This is a genomic window from Pantoea endophytica (assembly GCF_002858935.1).
GTDB lineage: Bacteria > Pseudomonadota > Gammaproteobacteria > Enterobacterales > Enterobacteriaceae > Pantoea > Pantoea leporis.
Window position 1 is genome coordinate 189,633 of the sequence record NZ_PJRT01000002.1, and the last position, 17,854, is coordinate 207,486.

17 protein-coding genes and 3 tRNA genes are annotated in these 17,854 nt (G+C 53.1%); 6 read left to right on the plus strand and 14 right to left on the minus strand.

Annotation, left to right across the window (positions count from 1 at the left end):
• Positions 1-181: 181 nt before the first annotated feature.
• From PZBJ_RS01610 to PZBJ_RS01630, 5 genes are all read right to left on the minus strand, one after another.
• Positions 182-571 (minus strand): hypothetical protein, encoded by a 390-nt coding sequence (locus tag PZBJ_RS01610; RefSeq protein ID WP_167391170.1) that lies wholly within the window; start codon positions 569-571, stop codon positions 182-184.
• Positions 572-805: 234 nt separating this feature from the next.
• A complete protein-coding gene (locus PZBJ_RS01615; RefSeq protein ID WP_101760890.1) occupies positions 806-2,176 on the minus strand; it encodes an efflux transporter outer membrane subunit in 1,371 nt (456 codons plus the stop codon).
• The gene (locus PZBJ_RS01620) at positions 2,173-3,264 is read right to left on the minus strand and encodes an HlyD family secretion protein (RefSeq protein WP_101760891.1); all 1,092 of its coding nucleotides are present in this window, start codon (positions 3,262-3,264) and stop codon (positions 2,173-2,175) included. Before PZBJ_RS01620 ends, PZBJ_RS01615 begins: the two co-directional genes overlap by 4 nt.
• Positions 3,261-4,928, minus strand: coding sequence for an MFS transporter (locus PZBJ_RS01625; protein ID WP_101760892.1), 1,668 nt, complete (start codon positions 4,926-4,928; stop codon positions 3,261-3,263). The genes PZBJ_RS01620 and PZBJ_RS01625 overlap by 4 nt, the downstream gene beginning before the upstream one ends.
• Positions 4,929-4,930: 2 nt before the next feature.
• Positions 4,931-5,362, minus strand: coding sequence for a MarR family winged helix-turn-helix transcriptional regulator (locus PZBJ_RS01630; protein WP_101760893.1), 432 nt, complete (start codon positions 5,360-5,362; stop codon positions 4,931-4,933).
• A 484-nt stretch (positions 5,363-5,846) separates the two neighbouring features.
• Here PZBJ_RS01630 and PZBJ_RS01635 point away from each other — a divergent pair, with 484 nt between their 5' ends.
• The 3 genes from PZBJ_RS01635 to PZBJ_RS24190 all read left to right on the plus strand — a co-directional run bounded on the left by PZBJ_RS01635 (position 5,847) and on the right by PZBJ_RS24190 (position 8,092).
• Positions 5,847-6,104, plus strand: a complete 258-nt coding sequence (locus PZBJ_RS01635; protein WP_101760894.1) for a biofilm/acid-resistance regulator YmgB/AriR — start codon at positions 5,847-5,849, stop codon at positions 6,102-6,104.
• Between the two features lie 152 nt (positions 6,105-6,256).
• Positions 6,257-7,756, plus strand: a complete 1,500-nt coding sequence (locus PZBJ_RS01640; RefSeq protein WP_101760895.1) for a SulP family inorganic anion transporter — start codon at positions 6,257-6,259, stop codon at positions 7,754-7,756.
• A gap of 165 nt (positions 7,757-7,921) precedes the next feature.
• Positions 7,922-8,092: a hypothetical protein gene (locus tag PZBJ_RS24190; RefSeq protein ID WP_167391169.1), complete on the plus strand. Its 171-nt coding sequence runs from the start codon at positions 7,922-7,924 to the stop codon at positions 8,090-8,092.
• Between the two features lie 128 nt (positions 8,093-8,220).
• Here the strand turns inward: PZBJ_RS24190 and PZBJ_RS01645 are convergent.
• The 6 genes from PZBJ_RS01645 to uvrY form a co-directional block, all read right to left on the minus strand.
• Positions 8,221-8,306, minus strand: a tRNA-Leu gene (locus tag PZBJ_RS01645).
• 11 nt (positions 8,307-8,317) lie between these two features.
• Positions 8,318-8,391 (minus strand) — tRNA-Cys (locus PZBJ_RS01650).
• Between the two features lie 42 nt (positions 8,392-8,433).
• Positions 8,434-8,509, minus strand: a tRNA-Gly gene (locus PZBJ_RS01655).
• A 270-nt stretch (positions 8,510-8,779) separates the two neighbouring features.
• The gene (pgsA, locus tag PZBJ_RS01660) at positions 8,780-9,328 is read right to left on the minus strand and encodes a CDP-diacylglycerol--glycerol-3-phosphate 3-phosphatidyltransferase (protein ID WP_008102316.1); all 549 of its coding nucleotides are present in this window, start codon (positions 9,326-9,328) and stop codon (positions 8,780-8,782) included.
• A 68-nt stretch (positions 9,329-9,396) separates the two neighbouring features.
• Positions 9,397-11,229 (minus strand): excinuclease ABC subunit UvrC, encoded by a 1,833-nt coding sequence (uvrC, locus tag PZBJ_RS01665; RefSeq protein ID WP_101760896.1) that lies wholly within the window; start codon positions 11,227-11,229, stop codon positions 9,397-9,399.
• Positions 11,222-11,881 (minus strand): UvrY/SirA/GacA family response regulator transcription factor, encoded by a 660-nt coding sequence (gene uvrY, locus PZBJ_RS01670; protein ID WP_008102320.1) that lies wholly within the window; start codon positions 11,879-11,881, stop codon positions 11,222-11,224. Before uvrY ends, uvrC begins: the two co-directional genes overlap by 8 nt.
• Before the next feature lie 430 nt (positions 11,882-12,311).
• Between uvrY and PZBJ_RS01675 the strand changes: the two genes are divergently transcribed.
• Positions 12,312-12,539 (plus strand): DUF2594 family protein, encoded by a 228-nt coding sequence (locus PZBJ_RS01675; RefSeq protein ID WP_007887303.1) that lies wholly within the window; start codon positions 12,312-12,314, stop codon positions 12,537-12,539.
• Between the two features lie 32 nt (positions 12,540-12,571).
• Here PZBJ_RS01675 and PZBJ_RS01680 read toward each other — a convergent pair whose 3' ends face one another.
• Complete coding sequence (locus PZBJ_RS01680; RefSeq protein ID WP_101760897.1) at positions 12,572-13,183, minus strand: acyl-homoserine-lactone synthase; 612 nt, start codon at positions 13,181-13,183, stop codon at positions 12,572-12,574.
• 121 nt (positions 13,184-13,304) lie between these two features.
• Positions 13,305-14,027 (minus strand): autoinducer binding domain-containing protein, encoded by a 723-nt coding sequence (gene sdiA / locus PZBJ_RS01685; protein ID WP_101760898.1) that lies wholly within the window; start codon positions 14,025-14,027, stop codon positions 13,305-13,307.
• A 553-nt stretch (positions 14,028-14,580) separates the two neighbouring features.
• Between sdiA and PZBJ_RS01690 the strand changes: the two genes are divergently transcribed.
• Entirely contained in the window at positions 14,581-15,255 is a 675-nt protein-coding gene (locus PZBJ_RS01690) for a DUF4396 domain-containing protein (RefSeq protein ID WP_101760899.1), read from the plus strand.
• On the opposite strand, the gene PZBJ_RS01695 is transcribed toward PZBJ_RS01690, so the two are convergent.
• Positions 15,256-15,954: an extensin-like domain-containing protein gene (locus PZBJ_RS01695; RefSeq protein ID WP_101760900.1), complete on the minus strand. Its 699-nt coding sequence runs from the start codon at positions 15,952-15,954 to the stop codon at positions 15,256-15,258.
• Positions 15,955-16,362: 408 nt separating this feature from the next.
• Between PZBJ_RS01695 and cycA the strand changes: the two genes are divergently transcribed.
• Positions 16,363-17,754: a D-serine/D-alanine/glycine transporter gene (gene cycA / locus PZBJ_RS01700; protein ID WP_101760901.1), complete on the plus strand. Its 1,392-nt coding sequence runs from the start codon at positions 16,363-16,365 to the stop codon at positions 17,752-17,754.
• Positions 17,755-17,854 lie beyond the last annotated feature (100 nt).

Consider the following 17,854-nt stretch of genomic DNA (forward strand, 5'->3'; position numbering starts at 1 on the left):
TCTTTCTTCAGCCTCAGGGATGGTCCGGTTTTCGCTGCGCGGCATCCCTTCCTTGCTCTCTATACCCGTCATCCCATGCGGATGTCGCCGATTAACAAGGCGGGCACGTGGCCCGCCTGTTTCTATTTCGGCAGCGTTACGGCTAACTTTACAACATTATGTCAGCAATCACGCTTCGCGCTTATTTAGCGGCTTCGACCGCCAGTCGCGTCTGGATGCCCTGGCTCAGGTTCTGAATCCAGCGGTTATAGTTGCGGTGAATCTGACCGCTGCCTGCTTTCAGATTCTGGCTGCTGACATACTGAATTTGATAACTGTTCGCGGTGTAGTTCACGCGAATATCCGCGGTATGTCCGCGCTCGGCCAGGTGACCATTCATCACGCCCGGACCCGCGGGCGTCATCACCCAATGGTTAGCGGCGCCCGCCTGGACGATAGCTTGCTTCATTTGCTCATCCGAGTAGCTCTGACCCACGGTCTGGCTAACATTCTGGATCGGCGCGGTACGCGGCGCACAGCCGGTTAACAGGACCGCAGTAACTAACAACGCAAAACCGATTTTTTTATTCATCATTTCCTTTCCTTCCCCTGTCTTTGCATGCCGCTTAAGTGAGCGACCGCGCTGGTAAACTTACCAACACTGTTCCGTTCAGACTGTGTAAAGCGGGCGGATAATAACATTATTTGTAAAGACAAGTAAAAAGAAGCATGAATGACTTTAGAATCGTTTACTGCCGATTTAAAACCAGACGAAGGCCGTTTTACGGCGGAATTTCTACCGAAAAATGGCCTTGCGACATGATGTTTAACCCTGCCAGCCGCCGCCGAGCGAACGATATAGATCGATTTGCGCTAACAGCAGCGTATTTTTTACTGACACGATATTCAGCTGAGTGCTGAACAGCGTGCGCTGGGCGTCCAGCTCATCCAGATAAGAGGCGTAACCATTTTGGTAACGGTTGTGGGCAATGCGATACGCTTCCGCCACATAACTCTCCTGTTTCTGCAACTCCGCCAGCTGCTCCTCGCTACGGCGAATGGCATCCAGCGCGTTATCCACGTCGGAGAAGGCGTTACGCACCACTTTTTCATAACCGTACAGCGCCTGATTACGCGTCGCCATCGCCACATCCACCTGAGCAGTCAGCGCTTCGCGATTCAACAGCGGGGCCAGAATGCTGCCGCCAATGCTCCACAGACGGAACGGATTATCCAGCAGCTGATGCAGTTCGCTGCTTTGCAAGGTTCCGCTGGCGGTGAGATTGAGCGACGGCAACAGTTTGGCCTGGGTTGACGCCAGTGACGCGTCGGCGGCCAGCAGCTGGCGCTGCGCCTGAACAATATCGGGACGACGATTCAGCAGCTGCGACGGCAGCAACGATGGCAAGGTTTGCGGCTTGATGTGGTCGAACTGGCTGCTGCGCGCGATTTGGCGCGGATTCATGCCCACCAGCACGCTAAGCGCGTTCTCCTGCTGCTCGATCTGATGCTGCAACTGCGGGATCTGCGCTTTGGCGGTTTGATATTCCGAGGCGGCCTGCATCCATTCAAGGCGCGAGGTGTAGCCGGTTTCAAACTGGCGCTGAGCCAGGTTGAGCGAGTTTTTGCGCGTCGCCAGCGTTGCCTGGGTTACGCGCAGCTGTTCATCCAGCGCACACAAGCTGAGATAGCCCGATGCCACCGAACTGGCGACGGTGAGCTCAGCGGCAGAAGCGGCAGCACGCTGCGCATCCAGCGAAGCTTCCGCAGCGCGAATGCTGTTGCTGCGGCTGCCCCATAAATCCACCTCGTAGTTAGCCTGCAGCAATCCCTGAAATACCGCGTTTTCATACGGCTGACCGGTGGCCGCCGACAGCGCACGCTGATGCGTAGCCGCCACGCCCGCCGACAGCGTTGGGAAATTATCGCCCTGCGCGGCACGCAACTCGGCACGGTATTGATCCACGCGCGAACGCGCGGTGAGGACATCGCTGTTGTGCTGCAGCGCCTGCGTGACGAGGCGATTAAGATTGGCATCGCCAAAATTCTGCCACCATTGCGCCTCCGGCAGCGCATGCGGGCCCACCTGCTGACGCCAGCTCTCAGGAATCGGCAACGATGAGGGCGCTTTTTCCACTTGCGTTGCACAGCCGCTCACCATCCATGCCACACAGGTGGCTAACAATAAGCGCCTCATGGCGCATCCTTGTGCGGCTCTGAGGCGGTATCAATGCTCACTTCCACTGACATGCCCGGACGCAGTGCTTGCAGATCGTCATTCAAAATTTTGATGCGCACCGGAATGCGCTGGGCAATTTTCACAAAGTTGCCGGTGGCGTTATCCGGCGAGATAGCACTGAATTCGGAACCGGCGGCAGGCGAAATAAACTCGACGCGGCCATCGTAGTGCTTACCGTCCAGCGCATCGACGCGGATGTTCACCGGCAAGCCAGGACGCACGCGCGCCAGTTGAGTTTCCTTGAAATTCGCGATGATCCATTTGTTTTCTGGCACCACCGATGTCAAACGCGTGCCGGCGGTCACATAGCTGCCTTTGCGCACCGACAGCTGACCGAGCTGGCCGCTGTCTGGCGCGATGATGCGCGTATTCGCCAGGTCGATATTTGCCAACTCCAGCGCCGCCTGCGCACTGGCAACATCGCCTTGCAGTGAGGCGCGATTCACCACCACGGTTTGCAGATTCTGTTGTGAAACGGCCACCTGCGCATCCGCCTGACGCAACTGTGCCTGCGCCTGGGCATTCGCTGCGCGCGCGGCGTCGCGCTCACGTACCGACAGCGAGCCATCAGCCGCCAGATTTTCAACGCGCTTGAGATCGAGGCTGCTTTTCAGCGCCTGCGCTTTGGCATTTTCCAGCGCCGCTTTATTGCTGAGAATGTTGGCTTCGGCACTTTTACGCTGCTGCTGGTTATTATTCTGCGCGGCGATTTTCATATCCAGCTGCGCCTGCGCCTGATGCACGCGCTGACGATAGATACGATCGTCGATGGTCATCAGCAGTTGGCCTTTGGTCACTGGCTGCAAATCCACCACGTTCACTTCGGTCAGATAGCCATTCACCTGCGGGCTGATAAAGGTTACCTGGCCACGCACGTAGGCGTTTTCCGTGGACTGAACGGTGCTGGTGAACGGCCACAGCTGCCAGGCATAGAGGATCACCAGCACGCCGACGATGACAATGCCGCTGCCAGCGGCGATGGAAAGAATGCGTCGGCGGTTGGTGCGCTCGCGCTCCGCCGCCTGAATGTCGTCCTGTTGGCTCATGAATTCTCCGTCGGGGTTACTGGTTGTGCCGCATTCATTTTAGTCTGACGCCAGTTGATATAGCGTAAGCGCGTCAGGCGATACAGCACCCAGATTAAGGTGATGAAAGCCAGCGCGGCGGTAAGAAGATAAGTATCGTTATAGGCCAGCACGTTGGCTTGCAGCGTCGCCACCGTTTGCAACTGGCTGCTGCTTTGCGCGCTGAGCAGCACGCTATCCGGCAACTGGCTGCTAAACAGCGAGCTGTACTGGCTAAGGCGTTCGGTCACGTTGGGATCCAGCTGCGACAGCTGATCGCCCAGCAGGCTGGAGTGGTATTTTTCGCGCCACGTCTGGAACGTGCCGAGAATGGCCGCGCCAATAAGGCCGCCTAAGTTCTGGCTCATGCCGAACAGCACCGAGAAGCTGACCAGGTTTTTCGGTTGCGTCACCACGCCGCCAATCCCCAGCAGCATGGCAGGCCCGAGGAAGAAGGCGCTGCCGAAACCGAGCAGAAACTGGCTAAAGTAGAGATTGTGGGCACGCGTCAGCGGGTTGGATTGCGCATCCATCAGCGAGGCGACGATCATCACCACCAGCGACACGACAATTGGCCAGCTCAGATGCGTAGGTTTGATGGTTAATGCGCTGGCGATCATGCCGCAAATCACCCCGGCAATGATCGCTAACGCCAGACCGCGCATCTGATCGTTGAGTAAGCCGAGTTGCTGCAGGAAACCGACCGCGCCGGTGTTTTGCTCGGCCAGCAGAATACGCATCATGATCATCACAATGCCCAGCCGCACAATCGTGCCGTTGCTGAGCCAGCGGGTATTCAGCAACGGATTCTTACGATTGTGCTCGACGACAATCGCCGCCACGATCAACACCAACGCCAGCGCCAATGCCACACCGAGCCACGGCGTGCTGAACCACCATTCGATGCGGCCCAGCGACAGCACCGCGCACAGCAGCGCCATGCCCGGCGCCATCAACATGAAGGTGAGGAAATCCATCTTTTCAAAGGCTTTGATGCGGTCGCCGGGCGGCAGTTTCACCACCAGCACGCAGCCCAGCGAGATCATCGCCAGACCGAGTTCAAACAGGTATAAACCGCGCCACTCTTGCAGCTGCAGCAGTTCGGTGGAGAACAATCGTGCCAGCGGAATCGCCAGCTGCGATGCGGTGATGCCAATCACCAGGGCTTTAAGCCGATGCTTCGCCGGCCAGGCCTGAATCTGGTAATAGATGCCGAGCGAACTGAGCGCCGCGCCGACCATGCCGTGCGCGGTGCGGACAATGATCGCCGAGCTGAGATCGTTAGCCAGCAGGTGGAAAAATGCCACGATCACATACAGCACCAGAAACGCTTCGGTGAACAGCCGCAGACCAAACTGCTGGCGGAACTTCACCAGCAGCAGGTTGATGGAGATGTTGCCCATCACATATACCGCGGGCAGCCAGGCGATCTCATTGCTGTAGGCGCCGAAGGTGCCTTGCAGATTGGTAAGGTTGGCAGAGACCAGCGCGTTACTCAGCGCGCCGGTAATCGAAATCAATAAGCCAATGATGCCAAACGCGATGCGCTTCGAAGGCGAATGCAGCGGCGTTGAGGGCGAGCCCGGCAGCATCGGCTTCTCATGCGGCAGCCATTCGCGCGGAGCATAAGGATTACGTTTTGCCACGGTTAAACGCTTCCCAGACGCGCGAGCAGCTGTTGCAGCACCTGTTCCGTTATCGCCAGCGATGCAGGATCGATATCCGCCAGCAACTGTGCACGTAGCGCATCGGCCTGCGTTTTCACTTCGGCAAAGGCCACGCTGCCCTGCTCCGTCAGAATCAGCAGGCGTTTGCGGCGATCTTCCGGCGGCTGCACGCGCGCCAATAGCTGCTGCTTCACCAGACGATCCACCAGCGGCACGACGCTGGCCTCTTCCAGACCAAGCAACTGCGCCAGCGCTTTTTGCGTTGGCGGCTCGGCGGCGGTGGCAACGCTGGCAATTGCCATCCAGCTGCTCATGCTCAGTCCGCTCTCTTTGAGGCGACGATCGACAGCCAAACGCCACGCGTGCGCGGTGAGATGCAGCAAACGAGAAAAGGGTTGGGGATAGTCGCTCAAAACGTAGTGGCCTAATGGTTAGGTATCTAACTAAACGGGAGCGTTATTATAAGGTAAGCCGCTCGCCAATGAAAATTTTGCTTACACCTGCAAACGTAGTTGGCAGGACAAAAAATCTCCAGCTTTCTTTATCAGTTGTACAACTCACCGAAAATTTGGCGGTTTGGGCTTATTCTTGTATAGCTTTTAGAAAACATTACAAATCATAAGTAACTGTTAAATAAGGGCTAGCACAAATTGCTTAAAATCCAGCTTGTACAAGTTGTGCTGGATTGTATAAGTTTACGTCCCGTGAGCCAGGAGATGGCTCCGTAACGAATGATGCACTTTGCGTCGCCTCTGAAAGTGTTGTGGATTTCCACCTTCAGAGGTGTCTTTTTGCGTTGGTTGATGAGTTGGGTGTTGCGCGCCTGTCCGCGTGCAAATTTTTTCATCATGGAGCTGAAGGCACATTGCCATCAGGCCGATCTTAAGGGCTTCACATATGCAAAACGCCGCACACAGTAGCGCTGCCATCGCTGACTATTTCAAACTGGCCGGTAACAGCGACAGCAGTGAAATGGAAGTTTTCGGGCAGATCATCGCCGAAATCCTGCAAGCCGGTATGCCGGTTTCTAATAAAGCGATTATTGCTTCGCTGATTAACCGTCTTGAGATGGAAAGCGATGTGATTCAGCTGGATATTTATCGCCATCTGCTTGAATTGGTTGTGAATAAAACACCTGACGATCTCGCGGTCTAAAGCCGGATTCCAGGGATGGAATCACCCTCACCTGACCCAACGCGCTAGCGTCTCACCTTATTGCCCGGTAACATCCCTTCTCGGAAAATCCTAACTGGTTACTGCCGTACCGCGACGGTATGCGCACAATAATAAAAGAGCCTGCACAATTTATGAGTCAACCAACTGAGCGCACCACTGCGGTGGAGAGCGATATCACTGTGGGGCGCGTTTTACGTTCGCCTGACCTGCTAACCCGCGAGTGTCTGGCCGGCATTATTACCGCGCTGGCGCTGATCCCGGAAGTTATCTCCTTCTCCGTGATTGCCGGTGTCGATCCTAAAGTCAGCCTTGTTGCCTCGGTGGTGCTGTGCCTGACGCTGTCGATTCTGGGTGGTCGTCCGGCGATGGTCACCGCAGCGGCCGGTTCGGTGGCGCTGGTGATCGGCCCAATGGTGCATGCGCACGGCGTTGAATACATCCTGCCGGCGGTGATTATGGGCGGCATTATCCAGATTATCTTTGGGCTCGCTGGGTTGTCGCGCATGATGCGCTATATCCCGCGTTCGGTGATGATCGGCTTCGTTAACGCCCTCGGCATCCTGATCTTCTTTGCGCAGGTCCCGCACGTTTGGGGACAATCCGAGTTGGTGTGGGTGCTGTTCGCCGTTACGCTCGCCATCGTGCTGCTGCTACCAAAAGTGCTGAAAAGCGTCCCTTCACCGCTGGTGGCGATTGTGGTGGTGACGGCGGTGGCGTTGCTGCTTGGCTATCGCGTACCGAACGTGGGCGATGAAGGGCCAATGACCGCCGGTCTGCCAGGCTTCACGACGCTGCTGGTCCCAATCAATCTGCACACGCTGCAAATCATCTGGCCCACCGCCTTGAGCATCGCCTTTGTGGGTTTGATGGAATCATTGCTGACCGCCAAACTGGTGGATGACATCACCGATACGCCTTCCGCTAAACGCCGCGAATCCTGGGCGCTGGGCGTCGGCAATATTCTTGCGGGCTTCTATGGCGGCATCGCCGGTTGCGCGATGATTGGCCAAACCATCGTTAACGTCGAGCTGGGCAAAGCACGTACGCGTGTTTCGACGGTCGCGGCGGGTATCGTGCTGCTGTTATTAGTGACCGGACTGAGCCAGATTATGGCGCAGATCCCGATGGTAGTACTGGCGGGCATTATGATGGTGGTAGCGGTGAAAACCGTGAACTGGCACAGCCTTCAGCCGGCAACGCTGAAACGCATGCCGTGGTCGGAAACCTTTGTAATGGTGCTGACGGTGGCGGTCACCGTGTGGACCGGTAACCTGGCGATTGGCGTGCTGGTTGGTGTGATTCTGGCGATGATGCTGTTCGCACGCCGCATCGCTCACGTCATTCACGCTGAACGCCAGCTGAGCGAGGATGGCCAACAGGTCAATTACACCGTGCGCGGCCCGCTGTTCTTTGGTAGCAGCAATGATTTGTTTGAACACTTCAATTACGGCCACGATCCAAAAACTGTCACCATCGATTTGACGCATGCGCAGATTTGGGACGCTTCCAGCGTGGCGGCCCTTGATGCTATCGAATATCGCTATCAGCGCCATGGAGCGAACGTCACCTTTATCGGGCTGGATAACCGCAGCAGCGATTTCCGCGAGCGGCTGAGTGGCAATCTGGGATAGAAATATTAGGATTGAGACGAAAAACGCCGGAAATCCGGCGTTTTTTATGGTTACTGCCGCGCTTCGCTTGCGAAATTTGCTGTCACTGACTTTGCTTAGCTCATGGTCAATCCTTTGATCTCTTTGGGATTGGTTACTCAATCGCTTAATTATAAGGAGCAGCAGATGAACGTTTTAGCAAAAGCAGCATTGGTGACGTTAACCTTGGTATCGCTGGCGGGTTGTATGCACAAGAGTGATGCGGTCGGCAACGATGGGCGCCCACATGCGCCAAGTAACCAACCGGTGCCGGGTGCCAGCGAAGGTGCAGGTCCGGTGGGACAACCGCAATCGTAATGACTTGCCCGGCTTAGCCGGGTTTTTTATTGGCGATGAGGTAAGGACAAAAACAAAAAAACCGCCCTTGGGCGGTTACGACATTACTGCTTATTGCTTTATTTTATTCGTTTTATCGACTGCAAATATGGTGCCCGGGGCGGGACTTGAACCCGCACAGCCATAAGCCGAGGGATTTTAAATCCCTTGTGTCTACCGATTTCACCACCCGGGCAGGGTATAAATTGGAGGCGCGTCCCGGAGTCGAACCGAGGTAGACGGATTTGCAATCCGTTGCATGGCCACTCTGCCAACGCGCCTTTAATCTGATATGTAATTCGTTGAATACGAACCACTAAATTTGGAGCGGGAAACGAGACTCGAACTCGCGACCCCGACCTTGGCAAGGTCGTGCTCTACCAACTGAGCTATTCCCGCATAATCTTCGTCTTTCAATTTGTTGCTGCGTTAGCTTCCTTAACTCACACAGGTCACTTACTGAAGTAAGCTCTCTATGATTCGTTCAGTTGCTGCCTTGCTACAAATTGAAATACTCGATTCTGTATTTCTTCATCGAACTTGCTGATTTTGTTCAGCTTCTTGCAGGCTTGCTGCCGTTCGATGCGATGCATTCTACTTATCTGACGCAGTGAGTCAACAGAATTATCCACACACTGCGTCCGTTTGCTGCTTTTTAAATCGCATCGATCAGCTATCGAGCAAATCGCCGCGCGCTGCGCTTAAATACTGGAACATTGACCAGAACGTCAGCACGGCTGCGATGTACAGTGCGACCACACCCACGCCAACCACCGTGGCTTCTGGACGCCACAGCAGGGCAAACAGCGAGAACATCTGCGCGGTGGTTTTCACCTTGCCGATCCACGACACTGCCACGCTGCTGCGTTTGCCGATCTCCGCCATCCACTCACGCAGCGCAGAGATAATGATTTCACGCGCGATCATCGTTGCCGCAGGCAGCGTAATCCACCACGCGTGGAAATGCTCCGCCACCAGCACCAGCGCAATCGCCACCAGCACTTTATCCGCAACCGGATCGAGGAACGCGCCAAAACGCGTGGTCTGCTTCCAGCGACGCGCTAAAAAACCATCAAACCAGTCAGTAACCGCAGCAATCACAAAGATCAGTGCAGTAGCAAAGGGAGCCCATTGAAATGGCAGATAAAACGCCAGGACAAAAAAGGGAATAAGTACGACTCGAAACAGGGTAAGACACGTCGGAATGTTAAATTGCATATGCCAGTAACTGTCTGGTGTGAGTAGGGTTTCATGTATGTTGCTACATTGCCCCCCCTCTTTCAACGTTAGTGTTTCAGTGAGTAGTAGATTTTTTCCGCCAGCGCGGTGGAAATTCCCGGCACTTTGGCAATCTCTTCGACGCTGGCATTCATCAACGGTTGCAGGCCCCCCATATACTTGAGCAGCTGCTGGCGCCTTTTGGGCCCCACGCCTTCAATACTTTCCAACGCACTGGTGTTCTTCACTTTGGCGCGTTTTTTCCGGTGACCTGAAATCGCATGATTGTGAGAGTCATCACGAATATGCTGAATCACATGCAGCGCAGGCGAGTCCGGCGGTAAGGAAACGCCCTCACCTTCCGCTTCAAAGAACAGCGTTTCCAGCCCGGCTTTACGATCGCTACCCTTCGCCACGCCGAGTAAAATCGGACGATCTTTATCCCAGGGTACATTCAACTCGGCGAAAACCTGTTTCGCCTGCGCTAACTGACCTTTACCGCCGTCGATGATGATCACGTCGGGGATTTTGTCCTCTTCCAGCGCTTTGCCGTAACGACGGCGCAGCACCTGATTCATCGCCGCGTAATCATCGCCCGGCGTGATGCCCTCAATGTTGTAGCGTCGGTAATCCGAACGCAGCGGACCATCACGGTTGAACACCACGCACGACGCAATGGTCTGCTCGCCCATGGTGTGGCTGATGTCGAAGCACTCCATGCGATGAATGGTGTCGAGCTCAAGGAACGTCGCCAGCGCCGCCAGACGCTGCTGAATGGTCGAATGCTGCGACAGCTTGGTAGTCAGTGCCGTTGCCGCATTGGTGCGCGCCAGTTTCAGGTAGCGTGCACGGTCACCACGCGGCTTACTTTGAATGTTCACTTTACGTCCCGCCAGCGCGCTCAGCGATTCCGCCAGCAGCTCACGTTCCGGTAGTGTAAAGTCCAGCAGAATTTCCGCCGGCAAAGTGCGCGCTTCACTGCCTTGCAGATAGAACTGCCCGACAAAGGTTTGTACCACTTCGGTCAGTTCGGTATCGGCAGGTACTTTCGGGAAGTAGCTGCGGCTGCCGAGCACTTTGCCCTGACGGATAAACAGCACGTGCAAGCAAGCCATGCCAGCATCAAAGGCCACGCCCATCACATCCAGGTCTTCACCCTGATTGGAGACAAATTGCCGCTCGGTTACGCGTCTTACCGCTTGAATCTGGTCGCGTAAAATCCCGGCCTCTTCAAAACGCAGTTCCTCACTGGCATTTTCCATGCGCTTGACCAGCTGATTAATCACCTGATCATCTTTCCCCGCGAGGAACAAACGCACGTAATCGGTTTGCTGCGCATACTCCTCTTCGCTAACCAAGCCGGAAACGCAGGGTCCAAGGCAGCGGCCAATTTGATACTGCAAACACGGGCGCGAGCGGTTGCGATACACGCTGTTTTCACACTGGCGAATCGGGAATACCTTCTGCAGCAGCGCGAGGGTTTCACGTACCGCATAGCCGTTCGGAAACGGGCCAAAGTATTCGCCTTTGGCGTGCTTCGCGCCACGGTGCATCGCCAGACGCGGATGGCTATCGCCACTGAGGAAAATGTAAGGATAGGATTTGTCATCGCGCAGCAGCACGTTATAGCGCGGCTGGTAGAGCTTGATGTAGTTATGCTCCAGCAGCAGCGCTTCCGTTTCGGTGTGCGTCACGGTGACGTCGATGTTCTGAATGTTGCTGACCAGAACTTCAGTTTTGCGACTGCCCACCTGCGTACGGAAGTAGCTGGTCAGGCGCTTTTTGAGGTCTTTGGCTTTACCAACATAGATCACCGTGCCGGTCGCATCGTACATACGGTAGACGCCGGGTTGGCTGGTCACGGTGCTGAGAAAGGCTTTGGAATCGAAAACGTCACTCACTACTGATTAATGGCTCCGCATTGAACAAGCCATGTCGAATGGCCAAATGCGTTAACTCGACGTCGCCACTGATATTCAACTTGCTGAACATGCGATAGCGGTAACTGTTAACGGTTTTAGGGCTGAGACTGAGTTGTTCGGAAATTTCCGTCACTTTCTGCCCGCGTGTGATCATCAGCATAATCTGCAATTCCCTTTCCGACAAACAGCTGAAGGGGGATTCGGCTTTTTGCGGTTCGATCTGGCTGAGTGCCATTTGCTGGGCAATATCCGAAGCGATATAGCGTTGCCCTGAATGCACCGAGCGAATCGCACTCACCACTTCCTGCGGCGCGGCGCCTTTACTGAGATAACCCGCTGCGCCCGCCTGCATCACCTTCGCCGGCAGTGGATTTTCAGTATGAATGGTGAGCATGATGATGCGGATATCCGGGTTAAAGCGCACAATTTTGCGTGTCGCTTCCAGGCCGCCAATACCGGGCATGTTCATGTCCATCAGCACTACGTCAACCGGATTGCTGCGGCACCATTTCACGGCGTCTTCACCGCACGCCGCTTCACCCGCAATAACGAGGCCTTTCATATCTTCCAGAATGCGGCGAATACCGGCGCGTACCAGTTCATGGTCATCAACAAGAAGCAGGCTGATCAACGGGACGTACTCCGCAGGTTAAGAAAGGGAAATATATTTCAGAACGGTCATCTTACCGGTTTTCAGGTGGAAAAAACATCTACAGTCACAGATAAATCTCAAATGAACTGATGCAAATCAATAACATTTCTTTGATCCAGCTTTTACTGCAAAGGGCAATGAGATGCAAAATGAGATAAGTTAAATTGTTATTAATATCATTAAGTTATAATTTATAGCTCGATTTTATTGTCGCATTCCGATCGCCTGGTAAATAACAGCTAAACGCCAATTCTGGTTGCTGACAAATAGCGCAATGCGCAATTAAAAAGCGGTCTGACTTTTACCGCTTCGCTTCATTAAAATTCATCTGAAAACCCTATGATATACTCTCTTTCTTACGCACAGGAAGAATGTGTCAACATTGAGTAATACCCCCAAGGAGTCAATTATGAGTGATGAAGATTTCGCAACTTCACGAGACACGCAGGCGCTGGCCGACGAAGTCGCCTGTCTGAAAATGATGGTGACGCTGATTCTGAAAGGAATGGGTCAAGCCGATGCCGGTAAGGTGATCATCAACATGGAGCGTTATGTGCAAGCTTCGTTAGGCGATAAGCCGCAGGCGGAAGTGTTTAATAATACAATTCGTCAGATCAAAACCGCTTACCGTCAATAAGCGATGTGCCCCGCGCGAAATGCGCGGGGTATTTAGCTGTGTGATTGCCAGTTTACTGAAACACCCAGCGACGGCAGCACCTCTTCCGGGCTAAAGCGTCGTGTACCCCGATATTTCTCCGCCAGCGCCGGTTGATCAACCGGAATGCGAATGGCAAACAGATTGTCTTCAGATTGGATCAAGCCCGGTGAGAGCGGCTCGTAGACTACCTGATGCTGTTCGAACATCTTCTCAAGCATTGGCGTCGCCGAACTGATCAAATACTCCATGCCGCTCAGTTCTGCTAATTGCACCGAGTGCCACAAAATACTCAGCGGTAGCTCCGCGTCCACCTCAAGGCGCGCCGAGAAGCGCGACATTTCCCATACCTTTTCCTGATCGAAAGGCAGAATAAAACCTTCCGGCACCTCAGGTTCATGCCACGGCAACAGACGTGCGCAGCCGCAAATACCCTGACGAGCGTTCCAGGCAATCAACCAGGTGACATCCGAACGATCAAAACGATCGTACTCTTGCCCTGGCGTACTCAATCGCGGTGGAATCGACCACCCTTCGCCGCGCGCAAACACGCTATAGCGATACGTTCCCAGTTCTGCCAACAGTGAGGACGGCATATCCTTAAGCTGTGTTTGAATTACTTTCATCATGCGCCTCTGACATCCCCATGTATGCAATGATTTCTTTGAGCCAGCCTGGCAACGTTGCGCGCAGGGTAGACAACTGACACGGGAGAAGGAACTACTAAAATTAGTAGTTGCTTTTTCGCTATATCAGGCCAACCGCAGCGGCATAACAGGCAATCTGCGTTTTATTGGAAACATTAAAACGCTTTTGCATATTCTTTTGGTGAAAATTCACCGTATGTTCAGATATGGCTAAAATAAGTGAAATTTCCGCCGACGTTTTTCCTTCCGCCGTCCATTTCAGGATTTCTAATTCACGCTGACTAAAATCGTTAGATAAAACGACCATAGAATCGTCATTCAAACGCTCCAACACGCGCAAACTCAGTTCCGCCAGAAGATGCAGTTTCACCTCAAGCTCTATGCGCAAGTGTTGGGTCTTACTGTGAAGTGTCGATGCAATAGATAATATACCAATGGTACGATTTGGTGCCATTGCTGAGCAGGAAAAGCCGCTCATTAATCCCGCAGCGTTGGCTTCTGCCCACAAATTACCCGCACCGGTAAATAAATCGCGCGTCCATTCAACACCCCGTCCCGGCCGCTGACAGAGTAATAGCACCGGATCGACCTTATAATAGTTCTCGCTTTCGTAGCGTTTTACCCAGCCTTCCGGGTATGTACTGAACAAAAACAAGCGCGGCCGGGTAAAGGGCACCGGATGCTGAACCAAAAAAGCGAAGTAATCGAAACCCAGCTTTTCAATCTGCTGTTGCAACAGGGATTTCAATTGCGTCACTTGCGTTAGCGCCAGAAATTCATTTTCCATTTCGCCTCGCCAGACGAAATAATTATCGGTCGTCATTATTGCCTTAGCGCTGTTTCACGCTTTTACATTCTGAAATTAGTTCGTGTTAACGCAAAAAATAAATTAGCCAGACAAAAAATATTGATTGAAAAAGGAGCAAATTTGCCAGCAGCTAGCATAACTCTTCTACTGTCAATGCGTTAACGTAATGGAGATGTGTAAGTTCACGTTAATTGTTAACAGGTTGACAACTTTAATTCCTCAGCAGATTAGAATAGGATTTTTCTGAAGTAGTTTCAATCATCCAGTTGATTGAAAATGATCGTTAGATTGATAAATTTTTAGCATCGTCATTAACTAAAATTATTGATGCAAAAAGCAGATTGTTTTGCTGTGAAAGGGGTTTGTACGGTGAATGAGTTTTGACTTAATGTTAATCCCACCTATTTCTGCGGTTAAGATAATACATTAAGTAATGATGTGATTTCTCTCACGCTGATTAACGGCTACGCTTAATGCTAGCGGAGTGAAAAGATGCATTGGAAGACAGTGCTGCAGTAAGGCTCAGGCGCATTGTCGCATGTAGGTGGGAAACTTAGCGGAACTGACTATGTTGAACCAGTTTGCATTACCTTTCCTTGTTCTGGGCGTCTGCACTGCCCTGATGATTTTAAAAGATCTTTTTCGCCATCCACATCCGGTGGCGGTGATGAATATCATTTGGCCATTTACCGGTTTGTATATGCCTTTTATTGGCTGGATCGTCTGGTGGTACTTAGGCCGTAAACCATCACAACAGCAAAAACTTGCGCTGTTGGTTCCACAAAAAATACGCAGTAACGCCAGCTGGCAAACTATATTTATTTCCACGTCATTATCCGCAGCGGCTTGTATATTTGGCGATATAATGACAATCCCGATAGTCACTTTACTAAAACACTTTGCCATTAATCCGACGATAGGGATGCAGGCGCTTATTTGCGTTATCGCTTCATTGTTTATGGGATTACTTTTTCAATTTCTGGCGATTCGCCAACGTGAAAAACATTCATTTGGCAGCGCATTATTATTGGCGTTAAAAACCGAAATTTTCCCCCTGCTGATTTTTCAATTAGGTATTTTTATCTTTATGGCGTTGGCCCTAAAGTTTGTGCTGAACGAGCAGGTCAACCCGCTGGTGGCGGCATTCTGGTTTATGCTGCAACTGGCCATAATGATTGGCTTTATTTTCTCCTGGCCGGCTAATCATTTCCTGATAAAACGTGGGCTTAATCCCGCGGTGTAGCTAACGGCAGTAACCCGAACCGCGCATGCCAAGATGAAAATGGCTGGCATGCGCGGCGTTATAATCGGGCCCCAGCGCATTACCGAACGTCGCACAGCCGTTACGCCACAGCGCATGCAGTCCAGCCGCCGCATCCTCTGGCTGTTGCCAGTTTTTTCCTACCTGCAACCAACGCCCATTTGCCAGCTGAAATCCGGTAATATCCCAGGCATCGGCGCTGGCGTGCTCACTCAAACGCCCTTCCTGACGATGATAAATATTGCGACAGGCGTAGCTGCCAACATGGGCAATGCGTTTCAGCGGACTGTTAAAACCGGCCTGACGTAATGCGCTGTCGCTGTTAATCACAAACATGGTGCTGGCCACCGCCATCGGACAGCTGGCGAGAAAACTGCTGCTCAGCGTGACGTCACCGTAGCCGCTGATGCGTAGCGGCTGCTCAATAGGGCAATTCCCTTGCATAGGCGGCACGGCACGAAACTGCACCAGCCGCTGTTCACTGGCTTGCCGCATCACCGCCAGGCAGGCAGCCGGATCGCCACTCAGCTTTTTTAGCTTGTAACGCGTCATCCAACCGGGCGGATCGGTAACGTTGAGCGGTGTAAAGGGGTTCCACTGAGGCGGCAGATGCGTTTTCAACCACGGCAAACTAAACCAGCCGCATACAGCCAACAACGCGACGGCGAACAGAGCGCGCACAATGCCTCACTTTTCCTGATGAAATGAACTAACAAGTGTAGAAGTCATGTGCGCGGAAAGTGACGTAAATCGCTTAATTGTTGAAGATTTACGCAAAATGACTGCGCTTTAAACTCTGTAAATAATTACTGACAGAGCAAAGCACGTAAAAGGTCACAAAGGGGGAAAAACCATTACCGAAACGGGTTGGCTTTCCACTATCTTATGCCACTTGCCTGGACAAAGGCTCATAACGAATGCCCTAAATAATGTGAGCCGCAGAAAGGCGGCAAGTGTGTGAATCATTGGGAGCTTAATTTAGTCAGTTCCTGGGGTGAACACGCGTAGCCAACGCATCTGCGGCTTGAAGTATGACGGGCAAAACAGCCAATAGAGCTGACACAACATCTCGACAGGAAAGAAAAATTTATGGTTGATCAATCAAAAGAGGCGCTCGCTACGGCCGAACAGCCGGATAAACTCCAGCGTAACCTGCATAATCGTCACATTCAGTTAATTGCTATCGGTGGCGCCATCGGCACGGGGTTGTTTATGGGCTCGGGTAAAACCATCAGCCTCGCGGGCCCGTCGATCATTTTCGTCTACATGATCATTGGCTTTATGCTGTTCTTCGTCATGCGCGCCATGGGCGAACTGCTGTTGTCCAACCTCGAATACAAATCCTTTAGCGATTTCGCTGCCGATTTACTCGGTCCGTGGGCGGGCTATTTTACCGGCTGGACGTACTGGTTCTGTTGGGTGGTGACCGGCATTGCCGACGTGGTGGCCATCAGCGCCTATTTCCAGCTGTGGTTCCCGGACTTCTCCATCTGGATGAGCGCCCTGCTGTGCGTCTTTGTCTTCCTGGCTTTGAACATCGCTACGGTGAAGCTGTTTGGTGAGATGGAGTTTTGGTTCGCGATTATCAAAATCGTCGCCATTGTGGCGCTGATCATCACCGGCATTGTGCTGGTGAGCATGCATTATCCGTCGCCGAACGGTGGCACCGCGTCCCTGAGCAACATCTGGGATCACGGCGGCATGTTCCCGAAAGGCTTGAGCGGCTTCTTTGCTGGCTTCCAGATTGCGGTTTTCGCCTTTGTCGGCATTGAGCTGGTCGGCACCGCGGCAGCAGAAACCAAAGATCCGCACAAAGTTTTGCCGCGTGCAATTAACGCCATTCCGCTGCGCATTATTATGTTTTACGTGCTGGCGCTGATGGTCATCATGGCGGTGACGCCGTGGAATCAGGTGCTGGCGAATCGCAGCCCGTTCGTTGAGATGTTTGTGCTGATCGGCTTGCCTGCCGCCGCCAGCATCGTCAACTTCGTGGTGCTGACCTCCGCCGCCTCGTCCGCCAATAGCGGTATCTTCTCCACCAGCCGCATGTTGTTCGGCCTGGCGGAACAAGGCGTAGCGCATAAAGCCTTTGGTCGCCTCTCGGCGCGTGCGGTGCCAACCACCGGCCTGTTCTTCTCTTGTCTGTGTCTGCTGGCGGGCGTGGCGCTGATCTACCTGATTCCGGATGTGATGACGGTGTTCACCATGGTCACTACGGTGTCGGCGATTCTATTTATGTTCGTCTGGACCATCATCCTGTGCAGCTATCTGGCGTATCGTAAGCAGCATCCACAGCGTCATGCTGAATCGAAGTTCAAAATGCCGCTGGGCAAGTTTATGTGCTGGGTATGCATGGCGTTCTTCGCCTTTGTGCTGGTGCTGCTGACGCTGCAGGAAGACACCCGTCAGGCGCTAATGGTCACGCCGCTGTGGTTTGTGATGCTGACCATGGGCTGGTTGTTACGTCGTCGTAAAGCCTGATTTATCACGGCTACGTTAAGGCTGCCTTTTGAAAGAAAGTGCAGCCTTTTTCTTTTTTGACAGAAAGCGCACCTCATCAGCAAACACGCTTCACCACGAA

Coding starts and splice junctions, on each gene's coding strand:
- PZBJ_RS01610 (WP_167391170.1), bottom strand. CDS start 571: ATGAATAAAAAAATCGGTTTTGCGTTGTTAGTTACTGCGGTCCTGTTA.
- PZBJ_RS01615 (WP_101760890.1), bottom strand. CDS start 2,176: ATGAGGCGCTTATTGTTAGCCACCTGTGTGGCATGGATGGTGAGCGGC.
- PZBJ_RS01620 (WP_101760891.1), bottom strand. CDS start 3,264: ATGAGCCAACAGGACGACATTCAGGCGGCGGAGCGCGAGCGCACCAAC.
- PZBJ_RS01635 (WP_101760894.1), top strand. CDS start 5,847: ATGCAAAACGCCGCACACAGTAGCGCTGCCATCGCTGACTATTTCAAA.
- PZBJ_RS01640 (WP_101760895.1), top strand. CDS start 6,257: ATGAGTCAACCAACTGAGCGCACCACTGCGGTGGAGAGCGATATCACT.
- PZBJ_RS24190 (WP_167391169.1), top strand. CDS start 7,922: ATGAACGTTTTAGCAAAAGCAGCATTGGTGACGTTAACCTTGGTATCG.
- pgsA (WP_008102316.1), bottom strand. CDS start 9,328: ATGCAATTTAACATTCCGACGTGTCTTACCCTGTTTCGAGTCGTACTT.
- PZBJ_RS01675 (WP_007887303.1), top strand. CDS start 12,312: ATGAGTGATGAAGATTTCGCAACTTCACGAGACACGCAGGCGCTGGCC.
- PZBJ_RS01680 (WP_101760897.1), bottom strand. CDS start 13,183: ATGAAAGTAATTCAAACACAGCTTAAGGATATGCCGTCCTCACTGTTG.
- sdiA (WP_101760898.1), bottom strand. CDS start 14,027: ATGACGACCGATAATTATTTCGTCTGGCGAGGCGAAATGGAAAATGAA.
- PZBJ_RS01690 (WP_101760899.1), top strand. CDS start 14,581: ATGTTGAACCAGTTTGCATTACCTTTCCTTGTTCTGGGCGTCTGCACT.
- cycA (WP_101760901.1), top strand. CDS start 16,363: ATGGTTGATCAATCAAAAGAGGCGCTCGCTACGGCCGAACAGCCGGAT.